The 24,847-nt window shown below is 37.9% G+C and carries 19 protein-coding genes and 9 pseudogenes; 8 read left to right on the top strand and 20 right to left on the bottom strand.

Annotated features, from left to right (window positions below; genetic code table 11):
• Position 1 precedes the first annotated feature (1 nt).
• From murG to mraZ, 14 genes and pseudogenes are all read right to left on the bottom strand, one after another.
• Positions 2–1,091 (bottom strand): annotated as a pseudogene (gene murG, locus ACLKMH_RS11375) (undecaprenyldiphospho-muramoylpentapeptide beta-N-acetylglucosaminyltransferase).
• Positions 1,092–1,126: 35 nt separating this feature from the next.
• Positions 1,127–2,290, bottom strand: a complete 1,164-nt coding sequence (gene ftsW, locus ACLKMH_RS11370; protein WP_413702051.1) for a putative lipid II flippase FtsW — start codon at positions 2,288–2,290, stop codon at positions 1,127–1,129.
• Positions 2,283–3,650: a UDP-N-acetylmuramoyl-L-alanine--D-glutamate ligase gene (gene murD / locus ACLKMH_RS11365; protein ID WP_413702050.1), complete on the bottom strand. Its 1,368-nt coding sequence runs from the start codon at positions 3,648–3,650 to the stop codon at positions 2,283–2,285. Before murD ends, ftsW begins: the two co-directional genes overlap by 8 nt.
• Before the next feature lies 1 nt (position 3,651).
• Positions 3,652–4,734, bottom strand: a pseudogene (gene mraY / locus ACLKMH_RS11360) (phospho-N-acetylmuramoyl-pentapeptide-transferase).
• 4 nt (positions 4,735–4,738) lie between these two features.
• Positions 4,739–4,987, bottom strand: a complete 249-nt coding sequence (locus tag ACLKMH_RS11355; protein ID WP_413702049.1) for a hypothetical protein — start codon at positions 4,985–4,987, stop codon at positions 4,739–4,741.
• A complete protein-coding gene (locus ACLKMH_RS11350; RefSeq protein WP_413702048.1) occupies positions 4,977–5,246 on the bottom strand; it encodes a glutamate ligase domain-containing protein in 270 nt (89 codons plus the stop codon). The genes ACLKMH_RS11355 and ACLKMH_RS11350 overlap by 11 nt, the downstream gene beginning before the upstream one ends.
• Positions 5,231–5,749 (bottom strand): Mur ligase family protein, encoded by a 519-nt coding sequence (locus ACLKMH_RS11345; protein WP_413702047.1) that lies wholly within the window; start codon positions 5,747–5,749, stop codon positions 5,231–5,233. Before ACLKMH_RS11345 ends, ACLKMH_RS11350 begins: the two co-directional genes overlap by 16 nt.
• On the bottom strand, positions 5,743–6,189 hold the full coding sequence (locus ACLKMH_RS11340) for a Mur ligase domain-containing protein (protein ID WP_413702046.1): 447 nt from the start codon (positions 6,187–6,189) through the stop codon (positions 5,743–5,745). Before ACLKMH_RS11340 ends, ACLKMH_RS11345 begins: the two co-directional genes overlap by 7 nt.
• Positions 6,186–7,730, bottom strand: coding sequence for a UDP-N-acetylmuramoyl-L-alanyl-D-glutamate--2,6-diaminopimelate ligase (gene murE, locus ACLKMH_RS11335; RefSeq protein WP_413702045.1), 1,545 nt, complete (start codon positions 7,728–7,730; stop codon positions 6,186–6,188). Before murE ends, ACLKMH_RS11340 begins: the two co-directional genes overlap by 4 nt.
• Positions 7,720–9,545: pseudogene (locus tag ACLKMH_RS11330) on the bottom strand (peptidoglycan D,D-transpeptidase FtsI family protein). Before ACLKMH_RS11330 ends, murE begins: the two are co-directional and overlap by 11 nt.
• Before the next feature lie 11 nt (positions 9,546–9,556).
• Positions 9,557–9,691, bottom strand: a complete 135-nt coding sequence (locus tag ACLKMH_RS11325; RefSeq protein WP_413702044.1) for a cell division protein FtsL — start codon at positions 9,689–9,691, stop codon at positions 9,557–9,559.
• Positions 9,691–9,810, bottom strand: coding sequence for a cell division protein FtsL (locus tag ACLKMH_RS11320; protein WP_413702043.1), 120 nt, complete (start codon positions 9,808–9,810; stop codon positions 9,691–9,693). Before ACLKMH_RS11320 ends, ACLKMH_RS11325 begins: the two co-directional genes overlap by 1 nt.
• Positions 9,811–9,873: 63 nt before the next feature.
• Positions 9,874–10,821: pseudogene (gene rsmH, locus ACLKMH_RS11315) on the bottom strand (16S rRNA (cytosine(1402)-N(4))-methyltransferase RsmH).
• A pseudogene (gene mraZ / locus ACLKMH_RS11310) lies at positions 10,821–11,278 on the bottom strand (division/cell wall cluster transcriptional repressor MraZ). Before mraZ ends, rsmH begins: the two co-directional pseudogenes overlap by 1 nt.
• Positions 11,279–11,597: 319 nt before the next feature.
• On the opposite strand from mraZ, the gene rsfS reads away from it, so the two are divergent.
• From rsfS to ACLKMH_RS11280, 6 genes and pseudogenes are all read left to right on the top strand, one after another.
• Positions 11,598–11,924 carry a ribosome silencing factor gene (rsfS, locus tag ACLKMH_RS11305; protein WP_413702042.1) on the top strand — a complete coding sequence of 109 codons (327 nt, stop codon included), beginning with the start codon at positions 11,598–11,600 and terminating at the stop codon, positions 11,922–11,924.
• Positions 11,924–12,394 carry a 23S rRNA (pseudouridine(1915)-N(3))-methyltransferase RlmH gene (rlmH, locus tag ACLKMH_RS11300; protein WP_413702041.1) on the top strand — a complete coding sequence of 157 codons (471 nt, stop codon included), beginning with the start codon at positions 11,924–11,926 and terminating at the stop codon, positions 12,392–12,394. Before rsfS ends, rlmH begins: the two co-directional genes overlap by 1 nt.
• Positions 12,395–12,463: 69 nt before the next feature.
• Positions 12,464–13,913: pseudogene (gene mrdA / locus ACLKMH_RS11295) on the top strand (penicillin-binding protein 2).
• A complete protein-coding gene (locus ACLKMH_RS11290) occupies positions 13,913–14,233 on the top strand; it encodes a penicillin-binding transpeptidase domain-containing protein (protein ID WP_413702040.1) in 321 nt (106 codons plus the stop codon). The pseudogene mrdA and the gene ACLKMH_RS11290 overlap by 1 nt, the downstream one beginning before the upstream one ends.
• Positions 14,234–14,288: 55 nt before the next feature.
• Positions 14,289–15,386: a rod shape-determining protein RodA gene (gene rodA / locus ACLKMH_RS11285; RefSeq protein ID WP_413702039.1), complete on the top strand. Its 1,098-nt coding sequence runs from the start codon at positions 14,289–14,291 to the stop codon at positions 15,384–15,386.
• A gap of 64 nt (positions 15,387–15,450) precedes the next feature.
• Entirely contained in the window at positions 15,451–16,191 is a 741-nt protein-coding gene (locus ACLKMH_RS11280; RefSeq protein WP_413702038.1) for a septal ring lytic transglycosylase RlpA family protein, read from the top strand.
• Positions 16,192–16,305: 114 nt separating this feature from the next.
• Here the strand turns inward: ACLKMH_RS11280 and pmbA are convergent, their stop codons facing one another.
• A complete protein-coding gene (pmbA, locus tag ACLKMH_RS11275; RefSeq protein WP_413702037.1) occupies positions 16,306–17,631 on the bottom strand; it encodes a metalloprotease PmbA in 1,326 nt (441 codons plus the stop codon).
• A gap of 94 nt (positions 17,632–17,725) precedes the next feature.
• Between pmbA and yjgA the strand changes: the two genes are divergently transcribed.
• Positions 17,726–18,160, top strand: a complete 435-nt coding sequence (gene yjgA / locus ACLKMH_RS11270) for a ribosome biogenesis factor YjgA (RefSeq protein ID WP_413702036.1) — start codon at positions 17,726–17,728, stop codon at positions 18,158–18,160.
• Positions 18,161–18,164: 4 nt separating this feature from the next.
• Positions 18,165–18,236, top strand: a pseudogene (locus tag ACLKMH_RS11265) (ribosome biogenesis factor YjgA); the annotation flags it as partial.
• 72 nt (positions 18,237–18,308) lie between these two features.
• On the opposite strand, the gene ACLKMH_RS11260 reads toward ACLKMH_RS11265, so the two are convergent.
• The 5 genes and pseudogenes from ACLKMH_RS11260 to ACLKMH_RS11240 form a co-directional block, all read right to left on the bottom strand.
• Positions 18,309–18,479 (bottom strand): DUF1508 domain-containing protein, encoded by a 171-nt coding sequence (locus ACLKMH_RS11260; RefSeq protein ID WP_413702035.1) that lies wholly within the window; start codon positions 18,477–18,479, stop codon positions 18,309–18,311.
• A 97-nt stretch (positions 18,480–18,576) separates the two neighbouring features.
• Positions 18,577–20,024, bottom strand: a pseudogene (gene tldD / locus ACLKMH_RS11255) (metalloprotease TldD).
• Between the two features lie 75 nt (positions 20,025–20,099).
• Positions 20,100–20,246, bottom strand: a complete 147-nt coding sequence (locus ACLKMH_RS11250; protein WP_413702034.1) for a nitrilase-related carbon-nitrogen hydrolase — start codon at positions 20,244–20,246, stop codon at positions 20,100–20,102.
• Positions 20,212–20,867: pseudogene (locus ACLKMH_RS11245) on the bottom strand (nitrilase-related carbon-nitrogen hydrolase). Before ACLKMH_RS11245 ends, ACLKMH_RS11250 begins: the two are co-directional and overlap by 35 nt.
• The gene (locus tag ACLKMH_RS11240) at positions 20,860–24,825 is read right to left on the bottom strand and encodes a YhdP family protein (protein ID WP_413702033.1); all 3,966 of its coding nucleotides are present in this window, start codon (positions 24,823–24,825) and stop codon (positions 20,860–20,862) included. The pseudogene ACLKMH_RS11245 and the gene ACLKMH_RS11240 overlap by 8 nt, the downstream one beginning before the upstream one ends.
• Positions 24,826–24,847: the final 22 nt, after the last annotated feature.

Genomic DNA, 24,847 nt, shown 5'->3' with positions numbered 1-24,847 from the left:
ATCAGTCAATACTTTTATTTTTGAGGTTAACGGTTTGTTCACATATAGTGGCAACGTGTTCAGTTGCATCAATAATTGCTGTCTTTTTGCTCTTTATCGACATATCAATTAGTAACTGTCTATTTTGGCTGAATGAACGCAAATAATCACTTAGTTTTTTAGCATTTAATTGATTTTGTGGGATTAATATCGCGGCTTCTTTATTAACCAAATCCTGTGCATTTTTAGTTTGGTGATCATCAACAGCATGTGGCAATGGCACAAAAATAGCTGGCAATCCGACTACTGCAACTTCAGAAACCGTTAATGCTCCAGCTCGACAAATAATAATATCTGCCCAGGCGTAACTCTTATCCATATCGGTAATGAATTCTTGCACATCAACGGCTTGCTGTTTATCTTGGTAAGCTTTTTGAACTTGCTGAAAATTTCCTTTACCGGTTTGATGAATGACTGATAATGATCCCTCTGGACATCTCGCGACCACTTCAGGTAATAAATCATTAAGTACTTTTGCGCCTAAACTACCCCCAACAATTAACACGTTAAGTGGTGTTAAAGCTTCTGATATTAATTTAACCGGTAAGTTAACGACACTTTCGCGTACAGGATTACCCACCAACAAGGCTTTTTTATTAGTAAATGCACCAGAAAAGCCCATTAATATTTTTTTAGCAAATTTTGCCAAAATACGATTAGTCATACCGGCGGTATGCATTTTGTTCGTGTAAAATGACTGGAATTCCTAATGTCCAAGCCGCAACACCACCAGGCCCACTTGCAAAACCGCCCATTCCTAATACTAAATCAACTTGTCTTGATTTTATTACTCGTCGAGCCTGTAATATTGATTTAATGATACGTATTGGTGCCATTAATAGGCGCTTAATTCCATTACCACGTACACCGGCAATATCAATAAAATCAATTTCATAACCATGTTCAGGTACTAATTGCGCTTCCATTCGGTTAGCCGTTCCAAGCCAGCTCACCTGCCACCCTTGTTTTTTTAATTGGTCAGCGACAGCTAATCCAGGGAAAACATGCCCACCCGTTCCACCAGCCATAACTAATAATGTTTTAGTCTTCATTTGTTTTCGCCTCAGCTAATTTTTTCTTCGTGGCACTATTTTTCAAACGCAGTGGCGATGCAGACAATCCGGGTTTCAAAATCAATACGTAATAATAGAGCGACTGCAATAGCAATCGAAATAAGGCTTGATCCACCATAACTAACAAGAGGTAGTGTCAATCCTTTGGTTGGCGCAATGCCAGAGGCGGCACCAATATTTACAGCTGTTTGGAAAAAGAACCAAATCGCAATACCAATGGCAACATAACCAGCAAAAACAAGTGGTGTTTTTAATGCCAAGGCTTTTTTACCAATCGAAAAAGCTCTATAAACTAAAACAAACTCTAAAATGATAACAATACTAACACCAATAAAACCTAATTCTTCCGCCAGAATTGCCATAATAAAGTCAGTATGTGCTTCGGGTAAATATTCCAGTTTTTGTACTGAATTGCCTAAACCTTGCCCTAACCAACCGCCTCGACCAAAGGCCATTAAAGATTGTGTTAGTTGGTAACTTCGTCCAAATGGATCTGCCCATGGGTCAAGAAAGCCAACTACCCTTGCCATACGGTACGGAGATGTGACTACTAAGGTTACAATTACTGCGAGTAGTGCAACGATAATAGCGATAAAGTTAATCAGTTTTGCATCGGCAATAAATAACATGCCCATCATAACCACAACAATTACAACCGTTGAGCCTAAATCAGGCTGTAATAATAATAATAAAGCAAATAAGGTCAAAACCACCAAGGGTTTAATAAAACCTTTAATGGTATCAACCACCTCTTCCTGCCGTCGTACTAAATAACTTGCTAGAAAAATAATAATCGCTAATTTTGCAAATTCTGAGGGTTGAATATTAACAGGGCCTAAACGTAACCAACGTACTGAACCATTAACTTCTGTACCGATCAAAAGCACGGCCAATAAGGCAATAAGTGATAATAACAAAATAAGCATTTGTCGTTTATACCAAAAGGAAAATGGTATATTTACTATGCCTCCAATTAACGCTAGACATATCAACACATAGAAGACCTGACGCTTTAAAAAGCGAAAAGGGTCACCCGACAATGCAATTCCCTCGGGAATTGATGCCGATGCAACAATAACCATGCCGATGCTCATCAACACCAGCACTACGACCAATAAAGGTTTATTGTAGGGTTGGTTTGGATCATCAAAGGAAAACATATTACCTAGTTTACCCATTAGCTTTACCCAAAATATGAGCATTCACTAAGTTTCTAAAGTCTTCTCCTCGCGCCATAAAATTCGGATACATATCTAAGCTTGCACAGGCAGGACTTAATATCACTAAATCACCTGTATCTACTTTTTGAGCAATTTCTAATATTGCGGCTTTCAGGTCTGAAACAATTAAAGTGTTAGGGTTTGCTTGATTTATTTTCATTGCATCAGCACCAAAGCAACAAATACAGCCTTTGATTTCTTGTAATACTGCACTTAAATCATGGAAATCAGCACCTTTACCTTGCCCACCTAAAATAAGATGTACTTTACCAGAGATGGTTTCAGATAATCCTTGTAAAGCGACCTGTGTTGCACCGATATTAGTGGCTTTGGAATCATTAATCCAACGCACTCCAGCGTGCTCAGCCACAAACTCACAGCGATGAGAAAGACCAGTGTAGGTAGTTAATGTTGCTAGCATTGCAGACATCGATATACCGACAGCATCACCTAATGCTAAAGTCGCTATAGCATTTAGCCAATTGTGTTTGCCACTTAATTTTAATTGTTTTACATCAAGCAAGGTTTGTTGATCTTTAGCTAAAAAATTAACCTGATTATCACCTTTTTGAATATAATAATCAGCCTCTTCAAAGCCAAAGCTTTTTGATATTAAGCTCTTATTTCTCGGAAAAGTATGTACATCATCAGAATTAAACAATGCCATTTTAGCCTGTTGGTAAATACGATGTTTAGTATCTATATAATGTTGATAGGAATCATATCGATCAAGATGATCTTCACTAAGGTTTAAAATGGTTGCAATATCGGCATTCAATGAGTTTGTCGTTTCAAGTTGAAAGCTAGATAACTCTAAAATATACAGTGACACTGTCGGTGATAATAAATCTAAAGCAGGAATACCAATATTTCCGCCAACAGCTACATTTACACCATCTGCCTTGGCCATTTCTCCGAGTAAACTAGTTACCGTGCTTTTACCATTGGAACCAGTAATAGTGACACATTTTGCATGTTGATAAGGGGCAGTTTTTAAAGTACGCGCAAAAAGTTCGATATCACCAATGACTTCACAACTATTTTCAATAGCTTCTTGAATAGCTGGCGTTGCCAAGGCAATACCAGGACTAGAAATGATTAATGGAAAGGCTGACAGAGATTTACCACACAGAGCCCCTTTAATAAGCGTGACCTGTGGCTTTAATTTATTTTCACCAGGAGGCGTATCCCGTGTATCAAACACAGTCACTTGGTAACCTTCTGCTAACAAAAAGTTTACCGTTGCTAATCCTGTGATGCCTAATCCTAAGACGGCAACTTTTGGTGCTTGCTGATGTTGAGATTGACAGCCAAGCATTTTAACGCACTTTCAACGTAACAAGACCAATCAAGACCATCACAATGGTGATGATCCAAAAACGAACAATTACACGGGGCTCTGGCCAACCTTTCTTTTCGTAATGATGATGAATGGGGCCATTCTAAAAATGCGTTGTTTACGCATTTTATAGGACCCGACCTGTAAAATTACAGAGAGCGTTTCGATAACAAAAATACCTCCCATGATCACCAGTAAAATTTCTTGTCGCACTAACACCGCAATAATGCCTAGTAAGGCACCCAGTGCTAATGAGCCAACATCTCCCATAAATACCTGTGCAGGGTAAGTATTAAACCAAAGAAAACCAAGCCCTGCTCCGACAATGGTGCCACAGATGATCACAAGTTCACTTGCCTTTGGAATATAAGGAATATAAAGATAATGCGCATAATTAATATGGCTTGTTAAGTAAGCAATTAAGGCAAAAGCGTGAGCAACCATGACGGTTGGCATGATAGCAAGTCCATCTAACCCATCAGTTAAGTTAACGGCATTACTACTTCCTACCACTGTGAAATAAACAAGTGGTATAAACAACCAACCTAAATAGGGCATATATTCTTTAAAGAATGGCACAACAAAAGTTAGCTCTGCAGGGCTTGAGGAGGTCAGCATCAACATTCCACCTAAAACAAGCGCGGTCACAGATTGCCAGAGATACTTCCAACGAGCAATTAAACCATCAGGATGTTTACGTACTACTTTTAAATAATCATCCATAAAACCAATCGCACCAAAGGTCATGGTTGTAAATAACACAATCCAAACATAATGGTTATCCAAGCGAGTCCATAATAATGTCGATAAAGTAATAGCTAGCAAGGATCATTATGCCACCCATTGTTGGTGTACCGGCTTTACTAAAGTGAGACTCAGGGCCATCATCTCTGACCACTTGACCAATTTGCATTGATTGCAAATAATGTATTAATTTAGGACCAATCCAAAGTGAAAACCACAGTGCAGTTAATACTGCCATCACGGTTCTCACAGACAAGTAAGTTAATACATTAAGAAATGTAAACTGACTTGAAAAAAGCTCTGCTAGCCAAACTATCATGGTGTTATCCTATTTTAAGTTGCTTAATAAACGCAACAATCTCTTCCATTTTAGTGCCACGAGAGCCCTTAACTAAAATAGTCGATTTTTGATTTGAAATTGCTGATAAAGAGGTTTCTAAGTAGCTCATCAAAGCCTGTTTATCGGTAAAGTGTAATGCTTGACGTGAAGACAATTGAGCAAAACTTTGATGGGTAAACGCTGTCAAACTACCCACAGTAAATAAATAATCTATATCCTTATTAGCTGGCATAGCGCCCTACATCTCGGTGTTCTTCTTCGCTATATTTGCCAAGCTCTCCCATATCTGCAAAAATTAATATTTTTTGACCAGAACATTGTTGTAATAGGTCGATTGCGACCTTTAAAGATGCCGAATTAGCATTGTAAGTATCATCAATTAAAGTCAAATTTTCATTTACTTTACAACGATTTACTCGCCCAGCTACTTCATTAACTAAACTCAGTCCGTGATTAACAATATTTAAATCACAGCCTAAGGCAATAGCCATTGACAGCTGCTAGCAAGTGCATTACTGATATTGTGCTTTCCAGCAATATTTAACCTAATAGGCATCTTTTGTTGCTGAAAATGCATGATAAAAGAAGCGTAACCTAGCTCATCAAAGGTAATATCTGAGGCAAAAACGGAAGCTTTTGAATCAGTTAATGAAAAAGTAATGATTTTGCTTTGTTGCTCTGTTAATTGCTCAATATAATCCTGCGCAAACTTTGCATCCAGGTTAACCACACCTGTGCCTTCTTTTCCCAAGCTTGACCATATTTCACCCTTTGTTTTAGCAACACCTTCGATACTACCAAAACCTTCAAGGTGAGCAGGCATAACATTATTCACCAAAGCCACATCTGGTTTAGCTAAGTTTGAGGTATAGGCAATCTCACCTTGATGATTTGCTCCTAGCTCAACAACTGCATAGGCAGTTTCTTGCGTTAAACGTAATAGGGTCAGAGGCAAACCGATATCGTTATTAAAATTACCCGCCGTTGCTAGCACTCCCCCTGAGGTTGATGAGGCTTTTTAACAGTATCCTCAGATTCTACATCGGCATAAACCTTTAAGATCGCACTTAATAATTCTTTAGTGGTCGTTTTACCATTACTGCCAGTAATAGCGACACATTTTAAATGTGTTATTTTAGATTTAACATAAGCACTCAATTTACCTAATGCGATACGTGTATCTTTAACCAAAACAGCAGGTAGACCAGTATCTATATGACGGTGAATAATAACTGCCTTGGCACCTGCTTTTTGCGCCTCAGTTAAAAATTCATGGGCATCAAAAGAAGCCCCCTGCAGGGCAATAAACAAACAATTATCTTGGATTTGTCGTGTATCAGTACCGACAGAATCGACGATAATATTTGCATCTTCACTATTTACTAAGTTACCGTCGACTGCCTTTGCGATATCTCCTAGGGTAAGTGAAATCATAAATTAGCCTTTTTATTTGAATCTAAGTTTTCTGATATTTGTAATGAGGCTAATAAGTCCCTATCACTATAATCTATGCGTGTATTACCAATAATTTGGTAATCTTCGTGGCCTTTTCCCGCCACTAAAATTAAGTCATCCTGTTGTGCATTTTTTAATAAATGCAGGATTGCTGATTTTCGATCATGGATGCATTCAACCCCTTCAGGACGTTCAAAGCCAGCTAAAATATCCTTCATAATATCTGTCGCTGATTCTGTACGCGGGTTATCATCAACTAAAACGACCTTATCTGCAAAGTCTTCAGCAACTTTTGCCATTTCAGCGCGTTTTCCTTTATCTCTATCTCCTCCACAACCAAAAACGCATATTAAACGACCACGTTTTGAATGTTTTTTTAGCGCAATTAATGCTTTCTCTAAGGCATCAGGGGTATGTGCATAATCGACAATAAAGTGGGTGTTAAGTTCATTGAAAAAATAGGGTTCCATTCTGCCTGGCACAGTATCCAGTTCAGGTATAATTTTTTCAATGCAACTAATATCAATATGTTCAGCTAATAATTGTGTAATGACAGCCGCTAAATTTGCAATGTTAAAGTCTCCATAAAAAGGCGCTGAGATAACTCCCTTGCCCCATGAAGATTGAAATTCAAAGTTTATTCCCTGTGGTAGATAACTGACCTTGTTAACCGCTAAGTACTGATGTCCATCGATTTTTTTACCTGTCGCACTATAGGTAATCGCTTCAGGGTAATCACTCACCCATGATGCACCAACTTTGTCATCAATATTGATAATTCTTTGTGCCAGTGGAAATTCATCAAATAGGATTTTTTTAGCAGTGGCATAAGCCTTCATTGTACCGTGATAATCAAGATGGTCTCGAGTCAAATTGGTAAAAATAGCGCTATGAAAAGGTAATGCACTGACTCGTCCTTGAATCAAACCATGGGAGGACACTTCCATTAAAGTGTATTTTGCACCTTGCTTTTGATAATCACTCAGACAGGAAAAAACAGATAAAGCGTCTAAGGTTGTATTTAGACTCGCAGTTAATTTACCAAATAAACCATTACCTATAGTGCCCATTTGTGCACTTGGATAATTTAATAAGGACAAACTATTTGCTAACAAACTGGCAATGGTAGTTTTACCGTTTGTGCCTGTTACGGCAATGACTTTATGGCAATATTGATCAGGGAAATAAAAGTGATAGGCTAATTTACTTAACACCATTGGCAAGTGATAAAAGTGAATTATTGCAGTATCTTGTTGGAAACGAATCTCACCATGTAATTGTGCATTTTTTGTTTCAGATAATACGGCTTTTGCGCCAGCTTCGATGGCCTTATCAATAAACCGACGACCATCTAATTGTTCACCTTGCAGAGCAACAAACAAGTCACCTTTTTTGATTTCACGACTATCAAGTGTCATTCCTGAAATAGAACAGGATAAATGTGATGGTAGAGTTATCCAAGGTGATAATAGTTCTCTTAAACAAGTGATTTGGGTGGCTAATTGTTTTTTATTTGGCATCGTTAAGTTGATCCAATAATGTATAGCGGGTGCTTTCATCATCAGGTCGAACATGGCTCAACAATAATGCACTTTGCATTACCGATGAAAACACAGGAGCGACCACATCACCCGCATAATAATGATCACCCTGAGGTTCATTTATCATAACCACAATCGAAAAACGAGGATTGCTTGCTGGGGCTAACCCGGCAAATATTGAGACATAATCATCACCATATCCACCAGCTTCTGCTTTACGCGAAGTACCTGTTTTACCAGCAATGCGATAACCTTCAATTTTTGCTTTACGTGCAGTCCCTCCTTGTTCACTGACTCCTTCCATCATATGTACAACTTCTAAGGCAATATTTCTCGGAATAACCTGTTCACCCTCGACAGGTGCATCAGCCTTTAGCATAGTTAAAGGATATTCTTTACCTCCACTGCCTAAAATTGCATAGGCCTTTGCTAATTGTAATGTAGTAGCTGTTATACCATAACCAAATGACATAGTTGCCAGTTCAAAGTCCGACCAACGGTGACGAATAGGTAAACGACCAACACTTTCACCAATTAAACCAATACCGGTATCATTACCAAGGCCAAAATGGGCAAAAGTTTGTTGTAATTCACCAGGTTTCAAACGCAGTGCGAGTTTACTCACACCAATATTACTGGATTTCTTAAGGATCATTGCAAGGTCAATTTTACCTAGATTTTTGCCATCCCTAACACGTCGACCACCAATATGCATCCAACCGGGTGAAGTATTAATCACTTCATCCACATCTGTTTTTTTATAAACAAGTGCACTGGCGACTACTAATGGTTTTACGGTAGAACCCGGTTCAAAGGTATCTGTAATGGCGCGATTTCTAAGTTTATAGGGTTGATATTGACTACGATCATTAGGATTAAAAGAAGGATAATTTGCCATGGCATATATTTCACCAGTATGCACATCTAAAACAACCAGTGAGCCTGAAGTCGCCTTATTAATTTTTATCGCACGTTTCAATTCACTATAAGCAACCGCTTGAATTCGTTGATCAATGCTAAGTTGTAAATTACCAGTCGCTTTTTTTCTTCGATGACTTCAATATCATCAATAACATTCCCAAGTCTATCTTTACGAACACTTTTTTTACCCGTTTTACCTTGTAAATAAGTATTGTAACTTTTTTCTATGCCTTCAATTCCCTGAGCATCCAAATCCGTCAAACCAATGATATTGGCATTAATTTCACCTGTTGGATAATAACGCTGAGATTCTAATTGATTGGAGATGCCGGCCAACTTAAGCTGTTTAATATAATCTACCACTGGTGCATTAACTTGACGCTTAAGATAAATAAACCTGGCACCGGGCTTTTGCACCGTTTCTACTAATTTTTCTAAATTAATATCCAGTACTTCTGCTAATGCAGGCCATTTTTTAGATTCAAAAAACTTTTTCTTTTTGTATTGAGTTTTGCCTGTTCGGGTATTTTCAACAGCACTAGCACGCCATTCTTCATCATTAAATGCGTAGGCATCTTTAACCACTTTAGGGTCAACCCAAATAGCATAAGCAGGCACACTGATTGCTAGCTCTTCACCATTACGATCGGAAATATTACCACGATGAGTCACTGATTTAGTGACACGCAAGCTACGCTTGTCCGCTTCCTGAGTTAAATATTCAGGCTCGATCACCTGAATAAAAGCAAGTCGAGTGATCAATAGCACAGCAATCACTGCAACTGTCAGTGATACAAAAAGATATCGCCACGATGAAAATGCATGATAGACCTTCCGTGGTTGAGCTTGTTTAACTCTTTTTTCTAGTCTGATTCCGTTTCATTTTATGGTACTTCCACTAATACGCTATTGTTTTTGGTAGGTTGTGCCATCGACAGTTTTTTATTCGCAATATTCCGAATACGACTGTGCTCGTCTAAAGTATGTTCTTCTAGTAATAAATTTTGCCATTCAATCATCAAGTTATCTTTCTGTCTTGCGACAAATGGTCTTTTTCTGTAACTAACTTTCTGGTTTCATGGGTGATGTATATGTTGTAAAAAGCACTCAATAACAATGCAATAGCAAGTAAAAGCACCAAAAAATACCTGCGAAAATCATCCAAGATAAGCAACAATAAGTTGTCACGAGAAAGCCTCAATTATTCACTCTCTAAATTTGCTATTTTTAAAGCAACTCGAAGTACTGAACTTCTTGCTCTTGGGTTATCATTAATTTCAGTCGCAGAGGGTTTTAAGGCTTTACCTACTGCCTTTAATGTTTTACCTGATTGCATCTGTGCATCAGTTAAAGGCAAACCAGCAGGATATTCTTTGCCTTTCTCCTGTTTTTCTAATAAACCTTTTTACAATTCTGTCTTCTAGGGAGTGAAAGCTAATCACCGACAACTGCCCCCTACCGCAAGCACTTCTAAAGCGCCATCTAATACTTTGTGTATCTCTTCAAGCTCGCTGTTAACATAAATGCGAATGGCTTGGAAACTGCGAGTAGCGGGATGCTTATTTTTCTCACGTTTAGGACATAAGCGCTCTATTAATTTAGCGAGGTCTAAAGTGCGTAAGAATGGACTCTCTTCACGGTCAGCAACAATTGCACGGGCAATGCGATAGGCAAACTTTTCTTCACCAAAGGTTTTTAATACCCAACCGATATCATCAACGTCCGCTTTTGCTAACCAATCGGCGGCACTAATACCAGAGGTCGGATCCATACGCATGTCCAAAGGACCATCTCGCATAAAACTGAAACCACGTTCTGCATCATCCAACTGTGGTGAAGACACACCTAAATCCAGTAAAACACCATCAATTTTTCCTGTTAGACCTAATGCTTCTATGTAATCAGCTAATCCAGAAAAAGGGCCATGAACAATACTAAAACGCGGGTCTTGCTTCATTAAGTCTTCGCCGACGGCAATTGCACGCGGGTCACGATCAATAGCAATCAAACGTCCATTTTCACCTAAACGTTCTAAAATATATCGGGAGTGACCACCACGACCAAAGGTGCCATCAACATAAATCCCATCTTCTTTAAGCGCTAGACCGTTAACTGCTTCATCTAATAAAACCGTAATATGTTCTGCCATTACAATGAGAATCCTTTTAAGCTACCTGTTAATTGTTCACCAGTTGGTAAACCTTCCAGCAAATCAGCTTCAACTTGCTGTTGCCACATATCTTCATCCCACAATTCGAACTTATTAAATTGACCGACTAGCATTACTTTCTTTTCTAATTTTGCATGTTTTCTTAAAGTTGGGGCGATTAATAACCGACCTCCCTTATCTAATTCAGACTCAGTTGCATATCCGAGAATCAAACGTTGTACGCGACGCTCTACCGCATCTGTACTTGATAAGGCACTTAATTTTTTTCTATTACTAACCATTCATTTAGTGGGTAGAGCAATAAACAGGGGGACTGAAGGTCAATAGTGCACACAAATTGTCCCTGGCAGGATTCCATCAAACCATCGCGATAGCGCGTTGGCATGGCAATCCTTCCCTTGGTATCAATGTTTATGGCATTTGCACTACGTAACATGACCACTAAGCCCTAGCTTATTTAAAAAAATGCACTTTTAATCCACTTATGTGCGCATTTTGGGAAAAAGATCCACTTTTAGACACTTTTTACCACAATAGATCATGGAGTTTAATAAACTGCGCTAGTTTTGCAAGCAAAGGATCAATTTTTTGATGATTTTTGTCACACAAAAATGATTTATATATTCAAAATTAATGAAAATTAAGCTAGTTAGTTAGGAAAAATTGAAATGGTGAAATTATTATCAACAATAGTAATATTGAGTATGAACGTGATATAGTTCGTGATTAGCTGTTTTATTTAAAAGGACACTCCTTTGTTAGACCAAGAATTAAAAACATTTGTGATCACACAAATTGAAGATATGAAAGCCAAAGATATTACTATCATTGATGTTGCAGACACCTCTGATGTTACTGATACTATGATTATTTGTACTGGTAATTCAAAACGTCATGTACGTTCAATTGCCGAACAAACAGCACTTGAAGCAAAGCGTGCCGGTGAACCACCTATTGGTGTTGAAGGATTAGAGGGTAGCGAGTGGGTATTAGTGGATCTAGGCAATGTTGTATTGCATGTGATGCAAGAAGAAACTCGTCAATTTTACGACCTTGAAAAGCTTTGGGGACAGACGGCTTAATGAAAATTCAGTTAATCGCAGTGGGCACTAAAATGCCCGACTGGGTTGAAAAAGGATATCAAGAATATGCAAGACGCTTTCCTAAAGATATGCAACTAGAGTTGCTTGAAATTAATGCAGGAAAGCGTGGAAAAAATGCCGATATAAAACGCATCTTAAAAAAAGAGGGACAATTAACCCTAGATGCAATCCCTAAAGGTAATAAAATAGTCACTCTTGAAGTCACAGGGAAACCTTGGACTACGGAAAACTTAGCCTCTGAAATGGAAAAATGGCAATTAGATGCACGTAATGTTAGTTTGCTAATTGGAGGCCCAGAGGGACTTGCTCCTGAATGTATTGCTAAATCAGAACAACGTTGGTCACTTTCTGCGCTTACTTTACCACACCCTTTAGTACGTATTATTGTTGCGGAAAGTTTATATCGCGCCTATACCTTAACCATTAATCATCCCTATCATCGCGAGTAATTTGTGGTAAATAAACGAGCGACTAAACGAGTCAGTATTCGAAACCATTCGGCTGAATCCGCGCTTTTTATGCGTCGTACCCTAGTGGTTTTCATCTCCATTATCATTGCCATCAGCATATTAATTATTAACCTTTATTATCTGCAAATTAGATCCTTCGAAAGTTATCAAACTCGATCCAATGATAATCGAATCAGTGTACAAACAGTGCCTCCTAATCGGGGTCTGATCTACGATAGAAATGGTATTATTTTAGCAGAAAATAGACCGATTTTTAGTTTACAAGTTGTTGTAAAAAATACCAAAAACCTGCGAGCAAAAAGTAGAGAAACTACGGGAGCTGTTAGGCCTTACCGATGAAGAAATAGAACGTTTTAATAGCCAGAATCAGTATGCTCGCTCATACCGTTCAGTATTGTTAAGGGATCAATTAACCACTGAAGAAGTCGCCCTATTTACGGTTAATCAGCATCAATTTAAAGGTTTTTCAATTAAAGCCAACCTGAAACGTTATTACCCATTTGGTGACTCCTTTACCCACGTTTTAGGTTATATTGCTAAAATCAATAGTAACGATTTAAAGCTCATTGACCAGAAAGGCGATACAGCACGATACCGCGGTACGCGTTTTATTGGTAAATTAGGCATTGAAAAATATTATGAAGAAATTTTGCATGGTCAACCGGGTCAACGTCAAGTTGAAGTCGATAGTTGGGGGAAAGTGATCCGTGTTCTTGATTTTACCCCTCCCGTGCCAGGTAAAGACATCAAACTAAATATTGATATTCAATTACAACTAAAAGCTCAAAAACTGCTTGGGGATACACGTGGTAGTGCTATTGTGATGGATACCCGCACAGGGGGAATATTAGCCCTGGTTTCTAACCCAAGTTATGATCCTAATTTATTTGTTCAGGGGATTAGCAGTAAAGACTATAATGCTTTATTAAATTCTAAGGATAGACCATTAATCAATCGAGCAACCCAAGGTCGATACCCTCCAGCGTCAACAATTAAACCACAAATGGCACTACTGGCATTAGATACAAATACAATCACTGAACACACTACAATTTATGATCCAGGTTGGTGGATTGTACCGGGTAGTAAACGTCGTTTCCGCGATTGGAAGTTATGGGGCCACGGCGAAGTCGATGTTAACCTTGCCATAGAGCAAAGTTGTGATACTTTCTTTTATGATGCTTCCTATAAAATGGGCATCGACCGTATTAACCCTTTTATGCAACTATTTGGTTTTGGTCATTACAGTGGCTTAGATTTAGCAGAAGAATCAAAAGCAATCATGCCATCCAGAGAATGGAAACGCGCTCGTTATAATGAACCATGGTACGATGGCGATACAATCTCAATCGGTATTGGTCAAGGTTACTGGACAGTAACACCAATCCAGTTAACACAGGCAACAGCAATTTTGGCTAGAAAAGGGCAAGTTATGGCGCCTAATATTCTACATTCTATTGTTTCCAAGGAGGTACTTATAACCCTCCGAGCGAATTAATGGAGCCAATAAAATTAAAGGATGAACATTATTGGGAGATTGCACTAAAAGCAATGTATGGTGTTACTAGTAAACAAACAGGGACTGCTCACCGAGCATTTGCAGGAACTTCTTATACTGTAGCGGGTAAGTCAGGTACCGCACAGGTGATTAATATAAAAGAAGACGAAGAATACGACGCTGAAAAATTAGACGAAAACCAACGTGATAATGCGATGTTTGTTGCTTTAGCTCCCTATGAATCTCCCGAGGTAGTTGCTACTGTTATCTTAGAAAACGCAGGTGGTGGTAGTAGTAATGCGAGCACCTATTGTGCGTGAGCTTTTTGACGAATACTTTGATCATATTAAAACTAAAGAATTGATGAGCTTTTAAATGGTAACCACTAAAGCACAAAAAAGTATCTTCTATCGCTTACATATCGATCCGTATTTACTGATCGGTATTTTTGCTTTAATGACACTTAGTATTATCACACTTTATTCTGTTTCCCCTGATTGGGTATTACCTCAGATTATCCGTTTAGTAATAGCCGTTTCAGTGATGATTGTAATGGCGCAAGTACCTCCTGAAGTTTATCAACGATGGACACCTGCTATTTTTATAGTTTGTGTTTTATTATTAGTCGCAGTATTAGTGTTCGGCCATACAGGTAAAGGTGCACAACGTTGGTTAGACTTAGGTTTCACACGCTTTCAACCCTCGGAAATAACAAAACTAGTAATGCCCTTCGCTGTAGCATATTATATTAGCCAATACACACTTCCTATTAAGCTCAGTAAAGCCTTTGTGGCTTTTTTGATTGTCACTGTACCCACATTATTAATTGCTAAACAGCCAGATTTAGGTACCTCTATTTTGGTTGCATCCTCGGGCGTTTTTGCACTTTTTCTCTCAGGTATTTCGTGGCTTTACATAGGTATTGCATTAACAGCAACCCTCGCATTTGTACCTATCTTATGGTTTTATTTAATGCATGATTACCAACGCAGTCGTGTAATGACTTTATTTAACCCTGAAGCAGATCCGCTTGGTGCGGGTTATCATATTATTCAATCTAAAATAGCCATTGGATCTGGAGGTGTTTGGGGAAAAGGCTGGCAACAGGGCACCCAATCTCAACTTGAATTCTTGCCAGAGCGACATACGGATTTCATTTTTTCAGTATTTTCCGAGGAATTTGGTTTTGTTGGCGTGGTATTATTAATCTCTATTTATTTGTTTATTATTGGTAGAGGTTTATGGATAGCTAATCAAGCGCAGGATGCCTTTACTAAACTAGTGGCAGGTAGTATTACTTTAACTTTCTTTGTTTATATTTTTGTTAATATTGGTATGGTAAGTGGAATATTACCCGTTGTAGGTGTTCCACTGCCCTTAATCAGTTATGGTGGAACATCAATCGTAACGCTTTTAGCAGGGTTTGGAGTACTCATGTCATTCAATACCCATAAACGTTTCAATACTAAATAATGATGACCTCAAAAATATAATGAAAATAAACTTAAATATTCTCAGTACTTGCTGTCTATTACTTTTGCTAACAAGTTGTAGCAGTGACCGTTATCAATACGCCGATGATCATCACCCTGATAGCTTACCACCTTTAGCTCATGTTGAAGATGCTGTGCCACAGTATGAGCCCCACTCTCGTGGCGGTAATAAAGATTATCGTGTACGTGGGATAAATTATAAGGTTTTAAATAATGTCACGTCATTTTCCGAAAAAGGTTATGCATCTTGGTATGGAAATAAATTCCATGGACACCTGACCTCTAATGGCGAGCGTTACGATATGTTTGCAATGAGTGCCGCACATAAAAATTTACCTTTACCCAGTTACGTGAAAGTCACTAATATAGAAAATAATAAACAAGTGATTGTGCGCGTAAATGATAGAGGCCCCTTCCACGAAGGTAGAATCATTGATTTGTCCTACGCAGTGACCAATAAACTCGACATAATAAAATCAGGCACAGCACAGGTTGAAATCACACTTATTCATGTTCCAGAAACGCAATACGCCAATAAAAATGATTTCTTATACGGTTATTTTTATGTGCAATATTTAGTGACATCTTCCGCTCAAAAAGCGCAAAAATTAGGGCAATCCTTAAGTAAAAAGTACCAAGCAGAATTTAACACCGAAAAGGATAACAACCTTTATCGTTTGCGCTTAGGGCCTTTAAGTAGTGAAACAGAAGCACAAAAGCTACGTACACAATTACAAACAGAATACCCAAATGCCTTTATTATACATCAACAACAACGCGGTTAATGATTCGCATTTAGTGATAGTATCAAGCAACAATTCCAGCAATTAACAAAAATTCAGCGCTTATTCTTTCACTCTAAAATGAGTTTTAAGCGCTGAATTTAAAAGTAAAAACAATTAAGCCCCAGCTATTTTCATTTTGTTTATCAAAATAGAACCTGTTTTTAAACTACTGCGAGGGTCAATATCAGAGCCAACTGCTTCTATTCCCATAAACATATCTTTTAGGTTGCCAGCGATTGTAACTTCATGAACAGGGTAAGCAATAACACCATTTTCAATCCAGAAACCAGCGACACCTCGCGAGTAATCACCAGTAACCATATTCACGCCTTGTCCCATTAACTCAGTGACAAAGAAACCTGTTCCCATTTCTTTAAATAAGCCTGCTAAATCCAGACCTGTATCCTTAACAAACCAATTGTGTATGCCACCAGTATGCCCCGTGCTCTTCATATCTAATTGTCGAGTCGCATACCCTGTTAACAGGTAAGTCTGTAAAACACCTTGGTCAATAATATTTCTATCAATAGTTTTGCTACCCTCTTGGTCATAAGGAGAGCTTGCAATACCTTTTATAAGATGTGGTTTTTCTGATACTTGCATCCAATCAGGGAAAATTTGAGTATTGATTGTATCTAATAAAAAGGTAGATTTTTTATAGATACTGGTACCACTAATTGCACTAACTAAATGACCAAATAACCCTGTTGCTACCTCGGCTGAAAATAATACTGGTGCCTGTTGTGTTTTTATTTTAGTTGCTCCTAAACGAGAAACCGTGCGTTTTACCGCTTCATCTGCAACCCACTTTGCGCTAAATAAATCCTGCATATCACGAGCGCTGGTATAACTATAATCACGTTGCATTTCATTTTCTTGTTGCGCAATTAACACACAACTTAAGCTATGACGGCTACTTGCATAACTATTTAAAAAACCATTACTATTACCATATACGCGTAGACTTGAGTGACTATTAACGGCGACACCATCAGAGTTAACAATGCGTTTATCACTATTTAACGCAATATCTTCACATTCCTTTGCTAAGGCTAATAATTGCTCTGTGTCGCAACTACTCGGGTGATATAAATCTAAGTCTTTAGGGGCTGTTTCTAAACAATCTTTATCTAATAAACCTGCATACTTATCTTTACTGGTATAACGTGCAATATCTACGGCGACTTTTACTGTTGAAGCAATCGCCTCAGGACTTAAATCAGCTGTAGAAGCACTGCCTTTACATTGGTCGATATAAACACTAATGCCCATTCCACCATCAAGATTAAACTCAACATTCTCAACTTCACCTAGACGAGTATTAACGGAAGTACCAGATGTTTTAGTTAGGGCAACCTCTGTTTGGTCTACCCCTAATTTTTTAGCGATATTAAGCGCTTCTTGAACCGCATTTTCGAGTTGTTGTTTTTGTTCGATCATAATCAAATACCAGTTGCGTAAATTAAATTTAGAAACACAGAGAATAACACGTATACTTAATGGAATTCCCCTTTAATCTGTAACGAAAAAGAATATGAATAAAAAAGTAGAAGTAATCGACGAAGAAGAGATCAGTAAATCACAAATTAAACGTGAAGCTGAAGCATTAAAACTCATTGGCCGAGAATTAGTTGGTCTAAATAAAAAGCAACTAGCTCAAATTCCTGGCAGTGAATTACTCTTTCATGCGATTTCGGTTGCTCATAAAATTATGGATAAGCATGAAGCTTTACGCCGTCAAATTCAATATATCGGTAAAGTACTTCGTAATGAAGATTGTGATGCAATCCAAGCGACAATTGATAAACTCAATAATAAACATCAGCAATTAACCCATGCAACAGAGCGTTTAGAAAAATTAACAGAGGAATTGATCACTGAGGGTGATAGCAGAATCAATGAGCTACTCGAAGATTTCCCAACCTTGAGAACGTCAAAAACTACGTCAATTAGTACGCCAAGCAAATAAAGAGAAAAAAGCAGAGAAGCCAGTTAATAAAGCGACCAAAGACTTGTTTACTTATCTTAAGCCCGTTTGTTTATAATCATGTACAAAAAAGGAGCTTCATAAAGCTCCTTTCTCTTAATTTGTAGAATTAATGATACCAACTATATTATTAAAAACGTTCAGAATCATCAGCCATTCCATTCTTTTTAGCATCTTCAATACACTCAGCTTCCGATTCAAAGCTTTGTTTAGAGGCACCTAACATTTGCCCATTTTTAGCTGTTTTGTACCAACACCATTTATTTCTAGAATCAGTATATAGTTTCCACTTATCAGACATATCTTATCCCTCTTTCTGTTAATGTAATCAGTTTTAATAACTAATCATAGTTCAAAAACAGGATCTGTCTAATAGCAGGGTTTAATTTTAATATCCCCTAGTTAGTGCCACCTACAGTTAGCTGATCAATTTTAACCGAAGGTTGACCAACTCCCACCGGCACACTTTGGCCCTCTTTGCCACAGACACCGACACCGGGATCAAGCTTCATATTATTGGCAACCATAGAAATTTGTTGCATTGCCTCAAAGCCATTACCAATTAAAGTAGCGCCTTTAATTGGGGCGGTTACTTTACCGTTTTCTATTAAATAAGCTTCCGATGCAGAAAAAACAAATTTACCTGAGGTGATGTCTACCTGACCACCACCAAAATTAGGCGCATAAATGCCCTTTTTAACGCTACTAATTAACTCTTCATGTTCATGCTCACCATTAAGCATAAAAGTGTTTGTCATGCGTGGTAGTGGTAAATGCGCATAGGACTCTCGACGACCATTACCCGTTGGTGCTACCCCCATTAAACGCGCATTAAGTTTATCCTGCATATAAGATTTTAAAATACCATTTTCAATTAGCACGTTACGTTGGCCAACGGTTCCTTCATCATCAATATTGACTGAACCGCGGCGATCTTTAATCGAACCATCATCGATGATAGTGCAATGTTTTGAAGCAACCTGTTCACCAATTTTGCCGCTATAAGCTGATGAGCCCTTACGGTTGAAATCACCTTCTAAGCCATGACCAACCGCTTCATGCAATAAAACCCCAGGCCAACCCGCACCAATAATTACAGGCATAGAGCCAGCAGGCGCATCAATGGCATCAATATTAATTAAGGCTTGGCGAACTAGCCAGCTCTGGCATAGGAAAATGCTTTCATTTCCCCTTCTGCAGTATCAGTAAAGTAATCAAGATCAAAACGACCACCACCACCTGCACTTCCATGTTCACGCTTACCATTTTTTTCAATCAAAACAGAACAGCTAAAACGCACTAAAGGGCGAATATCAGTAGCAAGTGTGCTATCGCTAGCGACTACTAAAATTTCTTCATATACCGCATTTAATGAAACAGATACTTCACAAACACTTGGATCAAGTGCACGTGCAAACAAATCAACTTCTTTTAGCAGGGCGATTTTTTTGTCCTGCGCCAAACTAGAAAGAGGATCTGAATCCCCGTATGCCAATTTACCCTCGGTTGGTAAAATCAGTTTAACTTGTCGCTCTTGGCCACTTTTAACGATACTGCGTGCGGCTGTTGCCGCATCCTTAATTGATTTTTTTGAGATTTGATCGGCATAGGCAAAACCTGTTTTTTCACCTGAAATGGCACGAATGCCAACTCCTTTATCAATATTATAACTGCCGTTTTTAACAATTCCGTCTTCCAAGGCCCATGACTCGTGGCGACTAGATTGAAAATAGAAATCTGCATAATCTATTTGTGGCGTACAAATACGCTCAAGTTGTGATTCTAAGTCAGAAAGAGATAATTGTGCAGGGGCTAAAAAGCGCTCACAAACTTGTTCAAAAGACATACTTGTTCCTTTATTTTAAAACACTGGTAAAGCGATTATGAAGAGATATTGGCATACTAGCGCGTAATTCATCGATTATCTTTTTGAAAACGGCGCACAAACAAAACCCTCGTTGCATTTATGTTGGTCAAGAATATCACCCCAAGGTGAAATAATCATTGAGTGGCCAAAGGTTTCACGTCCTCCCTCATGTATACCACCTTGACCAGTCTGCCACAACATAACATTGATTTTCGATAGCACGAGCTTGTAACAAAGGTAACCAGTGGGCATTTCCGGTGACATAGGTAAATGCGGCGGGAACTAATATAATATCAGCTCCCTGTGCACGTAGAGCCTGGAATAAACCAGGGAAACGTAAATCATAACAAATTGAGAGACCTACTTTAAATGTGCCTGCGTCAATTTGCCAATCAAATGTTTGTAATGCTGATCCAGGTTCAAAACTATCGGATTCTTTGTAGGCGCCTTGTTTATCACCAACTAATGCATCAAACAGATGAATTTTGTGATAATGACTAATCAATTCACCAGAGGGGAAAAAACCAAACTAGTAGTATAGATTTTATTTTCAATTTCACTTTTAATTGGAAAGTCGCCACAAATGAGATAACAATCGTATTGCTTTGCTAAATCTGCAAGTTGTTTTTGCAAAGGTCCATCGCCAAGTGTTTCGGAAAGCTGTAAATATTGTTGTTTATTAGCAACACTAAGTGCATTTTCAGGTAACAAAACCAATTGATTCTTTTGTGGTGAGAGAGCTATCAATAGCGCCTTTATTTTGGCGAGGTTATCTATCGCTGAAGCCACGCTCACCAATTGTAATGCAGATAAATTACTCATCATCCTGCTCTTCTTGTATTTGCGATTGCTGTTCCTCTCTTGCCTGTTGTTGCTCACTCATTTGCTGTAGCACTTCACTATTCTCTAAAGTAATTTGGCCTTCCTGTTGTGTCACTAGTTTAACTTCAGGATTCTCTACATTACCTTTTACTGTAAAATCAACTCGGATAACAGTATCTACAACTGGTTCTAATAATTTTGTCAGCATTAAAACAGCGGCCCCCGTTAAAGGGTTAATGGTAAAAGCGACTAACACAGGCAAACTTGAGGTGACATCAGGACTATAACTAAAGCGGTAATTAGTATTTTGATGATTCAAATCAACCAGCCCTTCCCCAGTAATTTTTCCAGCGGAACCATCAAGATAAAAATCATCATTACTCAAAACACCATCATTAATAATGCCCGAAAAGGTCAGATCATCAAACTTGAAGCCCTTTGCAAATACATTATCAAACTCTAAATTTAATGAGCGACGAATACTATCTAAACTAAAAATACTTAACAATCGCGCACCATTATCACTCACCTCTGTGATAGCGCCATCTTTTAATTCAGAGGAAAATGCACCATTTAAAGACTCAAAGTTTGCTTCCCAGGGTGCACCAACCCAATAAAAAGCGCCACTCAATTGTGCTTTTTGGTGATAAACAGGACTGCTGAACCCTAAACGATTCACCATACTGTTATTTCTATCTGCCTCTGTATCTAAAATAAAGTTTGTTCTGCGTTGATCCCAGAAACCAGTAATATTTGTAAACTCAGTCTCTCCACCAATTTTGATATAATCAATATTTAAACGATTTTTTGTAGGATAAACATGCAAGCTTAGTGGTGATAAATCTACTTCTTTATAGATACAAGACTCACAGTCTATGAAGATTTCTGGATAATCTTGACGAAGATTATCACTGGTTTGATTAGTCTGTTCAGAAGCTAACTTATCCTCTTTTAATAAACTCGGATCAAAGGATTGGAAATTAAACTTCTCAGTTTTGATATCAACTCTAACAGGGATCCCCGGGCGATATTCCACCGATGTTTTTAATTGTTCAGCATCAATCTGAGTTTCCCAACGCCCTGTTATATTTTGCGATTTTGAACTAAAAAGCGTTAAAGGTTGATTAAAGAAATCCAGTTGATTTACATCGATATTAATCTCGTCTAAGCTAAATGGTAACTTAGAATTTGCATCATCAAGGACTACCTGTTGTGAAGCATCTTCATTGAAACCTGTTTTATTTGGCTGTTCAATTTCTGCCCAAGATTCTTTCCAATAACGATACCAAGACTCAACATTTAATTTATCCAATTCAATATTGATAATTTTTTTCGCTTTATTAGTTTGTCCAACCTTCAACTTGCCTAAATTCAAATTAAAATAAGAAATATCGGTTTTATCTGCATTCGTTTCAAACTGCCCCTCAAGGGAGAGTTTATCTTTAATACTTAACTGCACCCGAGCTCGGTTATCACTCCCGGAGAGATTTAAGGCTATCGGCCAGGCCTGTAATGTGCTTTTTTCAAATGGAGTCGGCAAATGACTTTTCATGCCCAGTGTTGAAGAATGTAATGTCACATCGAATTCGTGACGACCGTCAGACTGTAAAACCAAATCAACATGGCCAAACCAATCTAAATCTCCAGACAGTCTAAATGGTGCAAGCGGTTTATAATATTGGTTTAAATTATTAATATTCCAAACACTACTAAAATCGGCATTCACTCGATAAGTATTTTTGTTATCTATGGTGCTAAACCCTAGGTTAAGGGGTTGTTCAAAAAGCGATGCATTAATAGTTTTCGCCGTTAAATTACCATCAACAAAACTAAATTGCCCATTCACTTGCTTAAGTGGTAATAACATTTTATTAGCAAGAGAAATATCTAAGTTGTTATTGTCTAATAGAACATTACCTTCAATTTTAGGATCTCCCTTTTTACTATCAAAGGGAATGGTTAAGGCAATATTACCCGATATCGGTTTTGATAATTTAACGGCAGATAGTGCGTTTCCAATTTTTCCACCAAGTGGTGAGGCTTTCAAATAATCACTTACTTTTTGCGCTTCTTCATTAATTTGAGCATTAATAGTTAACACTCCATCGGGATGAAGGCGATCAACTTGACCACTTAAGTAGTCTACATTAACTTTGCCTAAGGATGCTTTTTGAGTATCCATTAATAAATAATCATTCTCAAATAACAGGTCAATATCTAAATTACTTAAACCCTGCCACTTACCAAAAAAATCATATTGTGCATCACGTAATGGCACAGAGGCTTGGAAAATCCCATCTCCATTGTGGTACGGATAATTTCCTAATTCTCCATACCACAATATTTGAGCGCCCTCTACATGACCTCGCTTAATGGTTGGCTCAAGATATTTAAATGTCTCTTTACCCATTGCTTTAATAGGAAAATAATATTTAACTTGGCTAGCATCATTTAAGTTCACATAGCTATACAAACTTAGAAATGGGCTTTGTATTGTTGAGGATTCATTTGGTAAAAACACTGAAAATTCACTGCTCACATCAAGATCAGCAGTAACAAATTGCATTTGTTGACTTTCGAGTTGATAGCCGTTTTCAGTTTGTAACCATTGTAATGCTACATCTGCCGATCTCACTTCCATTGGTCGGCTAAATTGACCATCAAAATAAACCGTTTGTTCCGGTAAATGTAAACTTGCCTGACCTTTATTAAAATCACCTGATATAGCGATATCTGCTTTACTCAACCCAGGAAATGCATTAACAGGACGATTTTTAAACTCACTCATTGCTAAGCTAAACTGGAAATTATTTAGCTCATCCCTAAGCACACTAATTTGATCAATATTGCCATCAAAATCAAACTCTCTTAAGTTGTTGATTTGTTCTGGATTTAAATCAGAGTATAAAAGGTAAAAAGGAATGATATTTTTTATGTTAAGACCATCAAAGTCCAATAACATACGACTTTGATCACCCTGCCCGCGAATACTGAGAAGTCGCCTTTGGCTATCATTACGTTTAATATCGAGATCATAACTGTCTAATAACCAGCCTTTCTCACTATTAGAAAGCCGCACTAAACCGTTACTCAATCTCCAACTATGATAACTATTAAGTCGCGACCAAGAAAATAAACTTTCATTTAACTGCAGTTGAATGTTGTTAACGTTATCTTTAGAAAAAGATACCCAGGCTTCAAAACCAACCACAGCATCGAGCACCTTGGCATTATTGTTAACTTGCTTTACTAAATAATCGGTTATATTAAGGTTGTCTGCTTGCACATATAAATGGCCATCAAGCGGTGATGATTCAGTACCAGGTGTTGTCAGATCGACAACAAATTTTAAACTATTTTGTCCTAATGCATGGGGTAAGCTAGCTTTGCCAATTCCCTGGTGATCATCACCTTTATTGGACCATTGCAACTGTTCAATGACAATTGTTTTATGCAAGCCAAATTGATCGGTAAAATGAAGGGTGCTGTTTCTGATTGAAACCTTAGTTAATTGAGTTAGAAAAATGTCTTTTAAACGATTTATCGTGACCAGAGATTGTTCCGATACATCTGATTCTTTTGCTTTTTTCAGTGTTAATTGCGCCCCCTGTAAAGAAACGCTATTAAAGTTCAGCTTTTGTTCTTTAACCGAATCCCAAAAATTCAGATGAAAGAAAAGGTGATCCAGTTTTAAAACAAAAGGTAAGTCTTCAGAATCAAGCAGGGCAACATCATTTAGGGTTAACACCATTCCGGTGAAATCAATTCCAGCGGTGAGATCTTGCACTGAAATATTTATTTGATATTCATTACTTAACCAAGTCGATGCCTGCTCTTTATAGTCGCCAACACTAATAAATAGGATACGTGCCGAAGTAAGCAGTATCGCTAGCAAAACTAGACTGATGGCAATTAAAATATAAAATCTTTTTAGCCATTTAAAGGTAAAATGCTTCAATTAAAAATCCATTTCTGTATTT

The sequence above is a fragment of the Psychromonas sp. KJ10-10 genome, assembly GCF_047323245.1.
In the GTDB taxonomy this organism is placed as follows: Bacteria; Pseudomonadota; Gammaproteobacteria; order Enterobacterales; family Psychromonadaceae; genus Psychromonas.
This window is presented reverse-complemented; position numbering and strand designations above follow the sequence as displayed.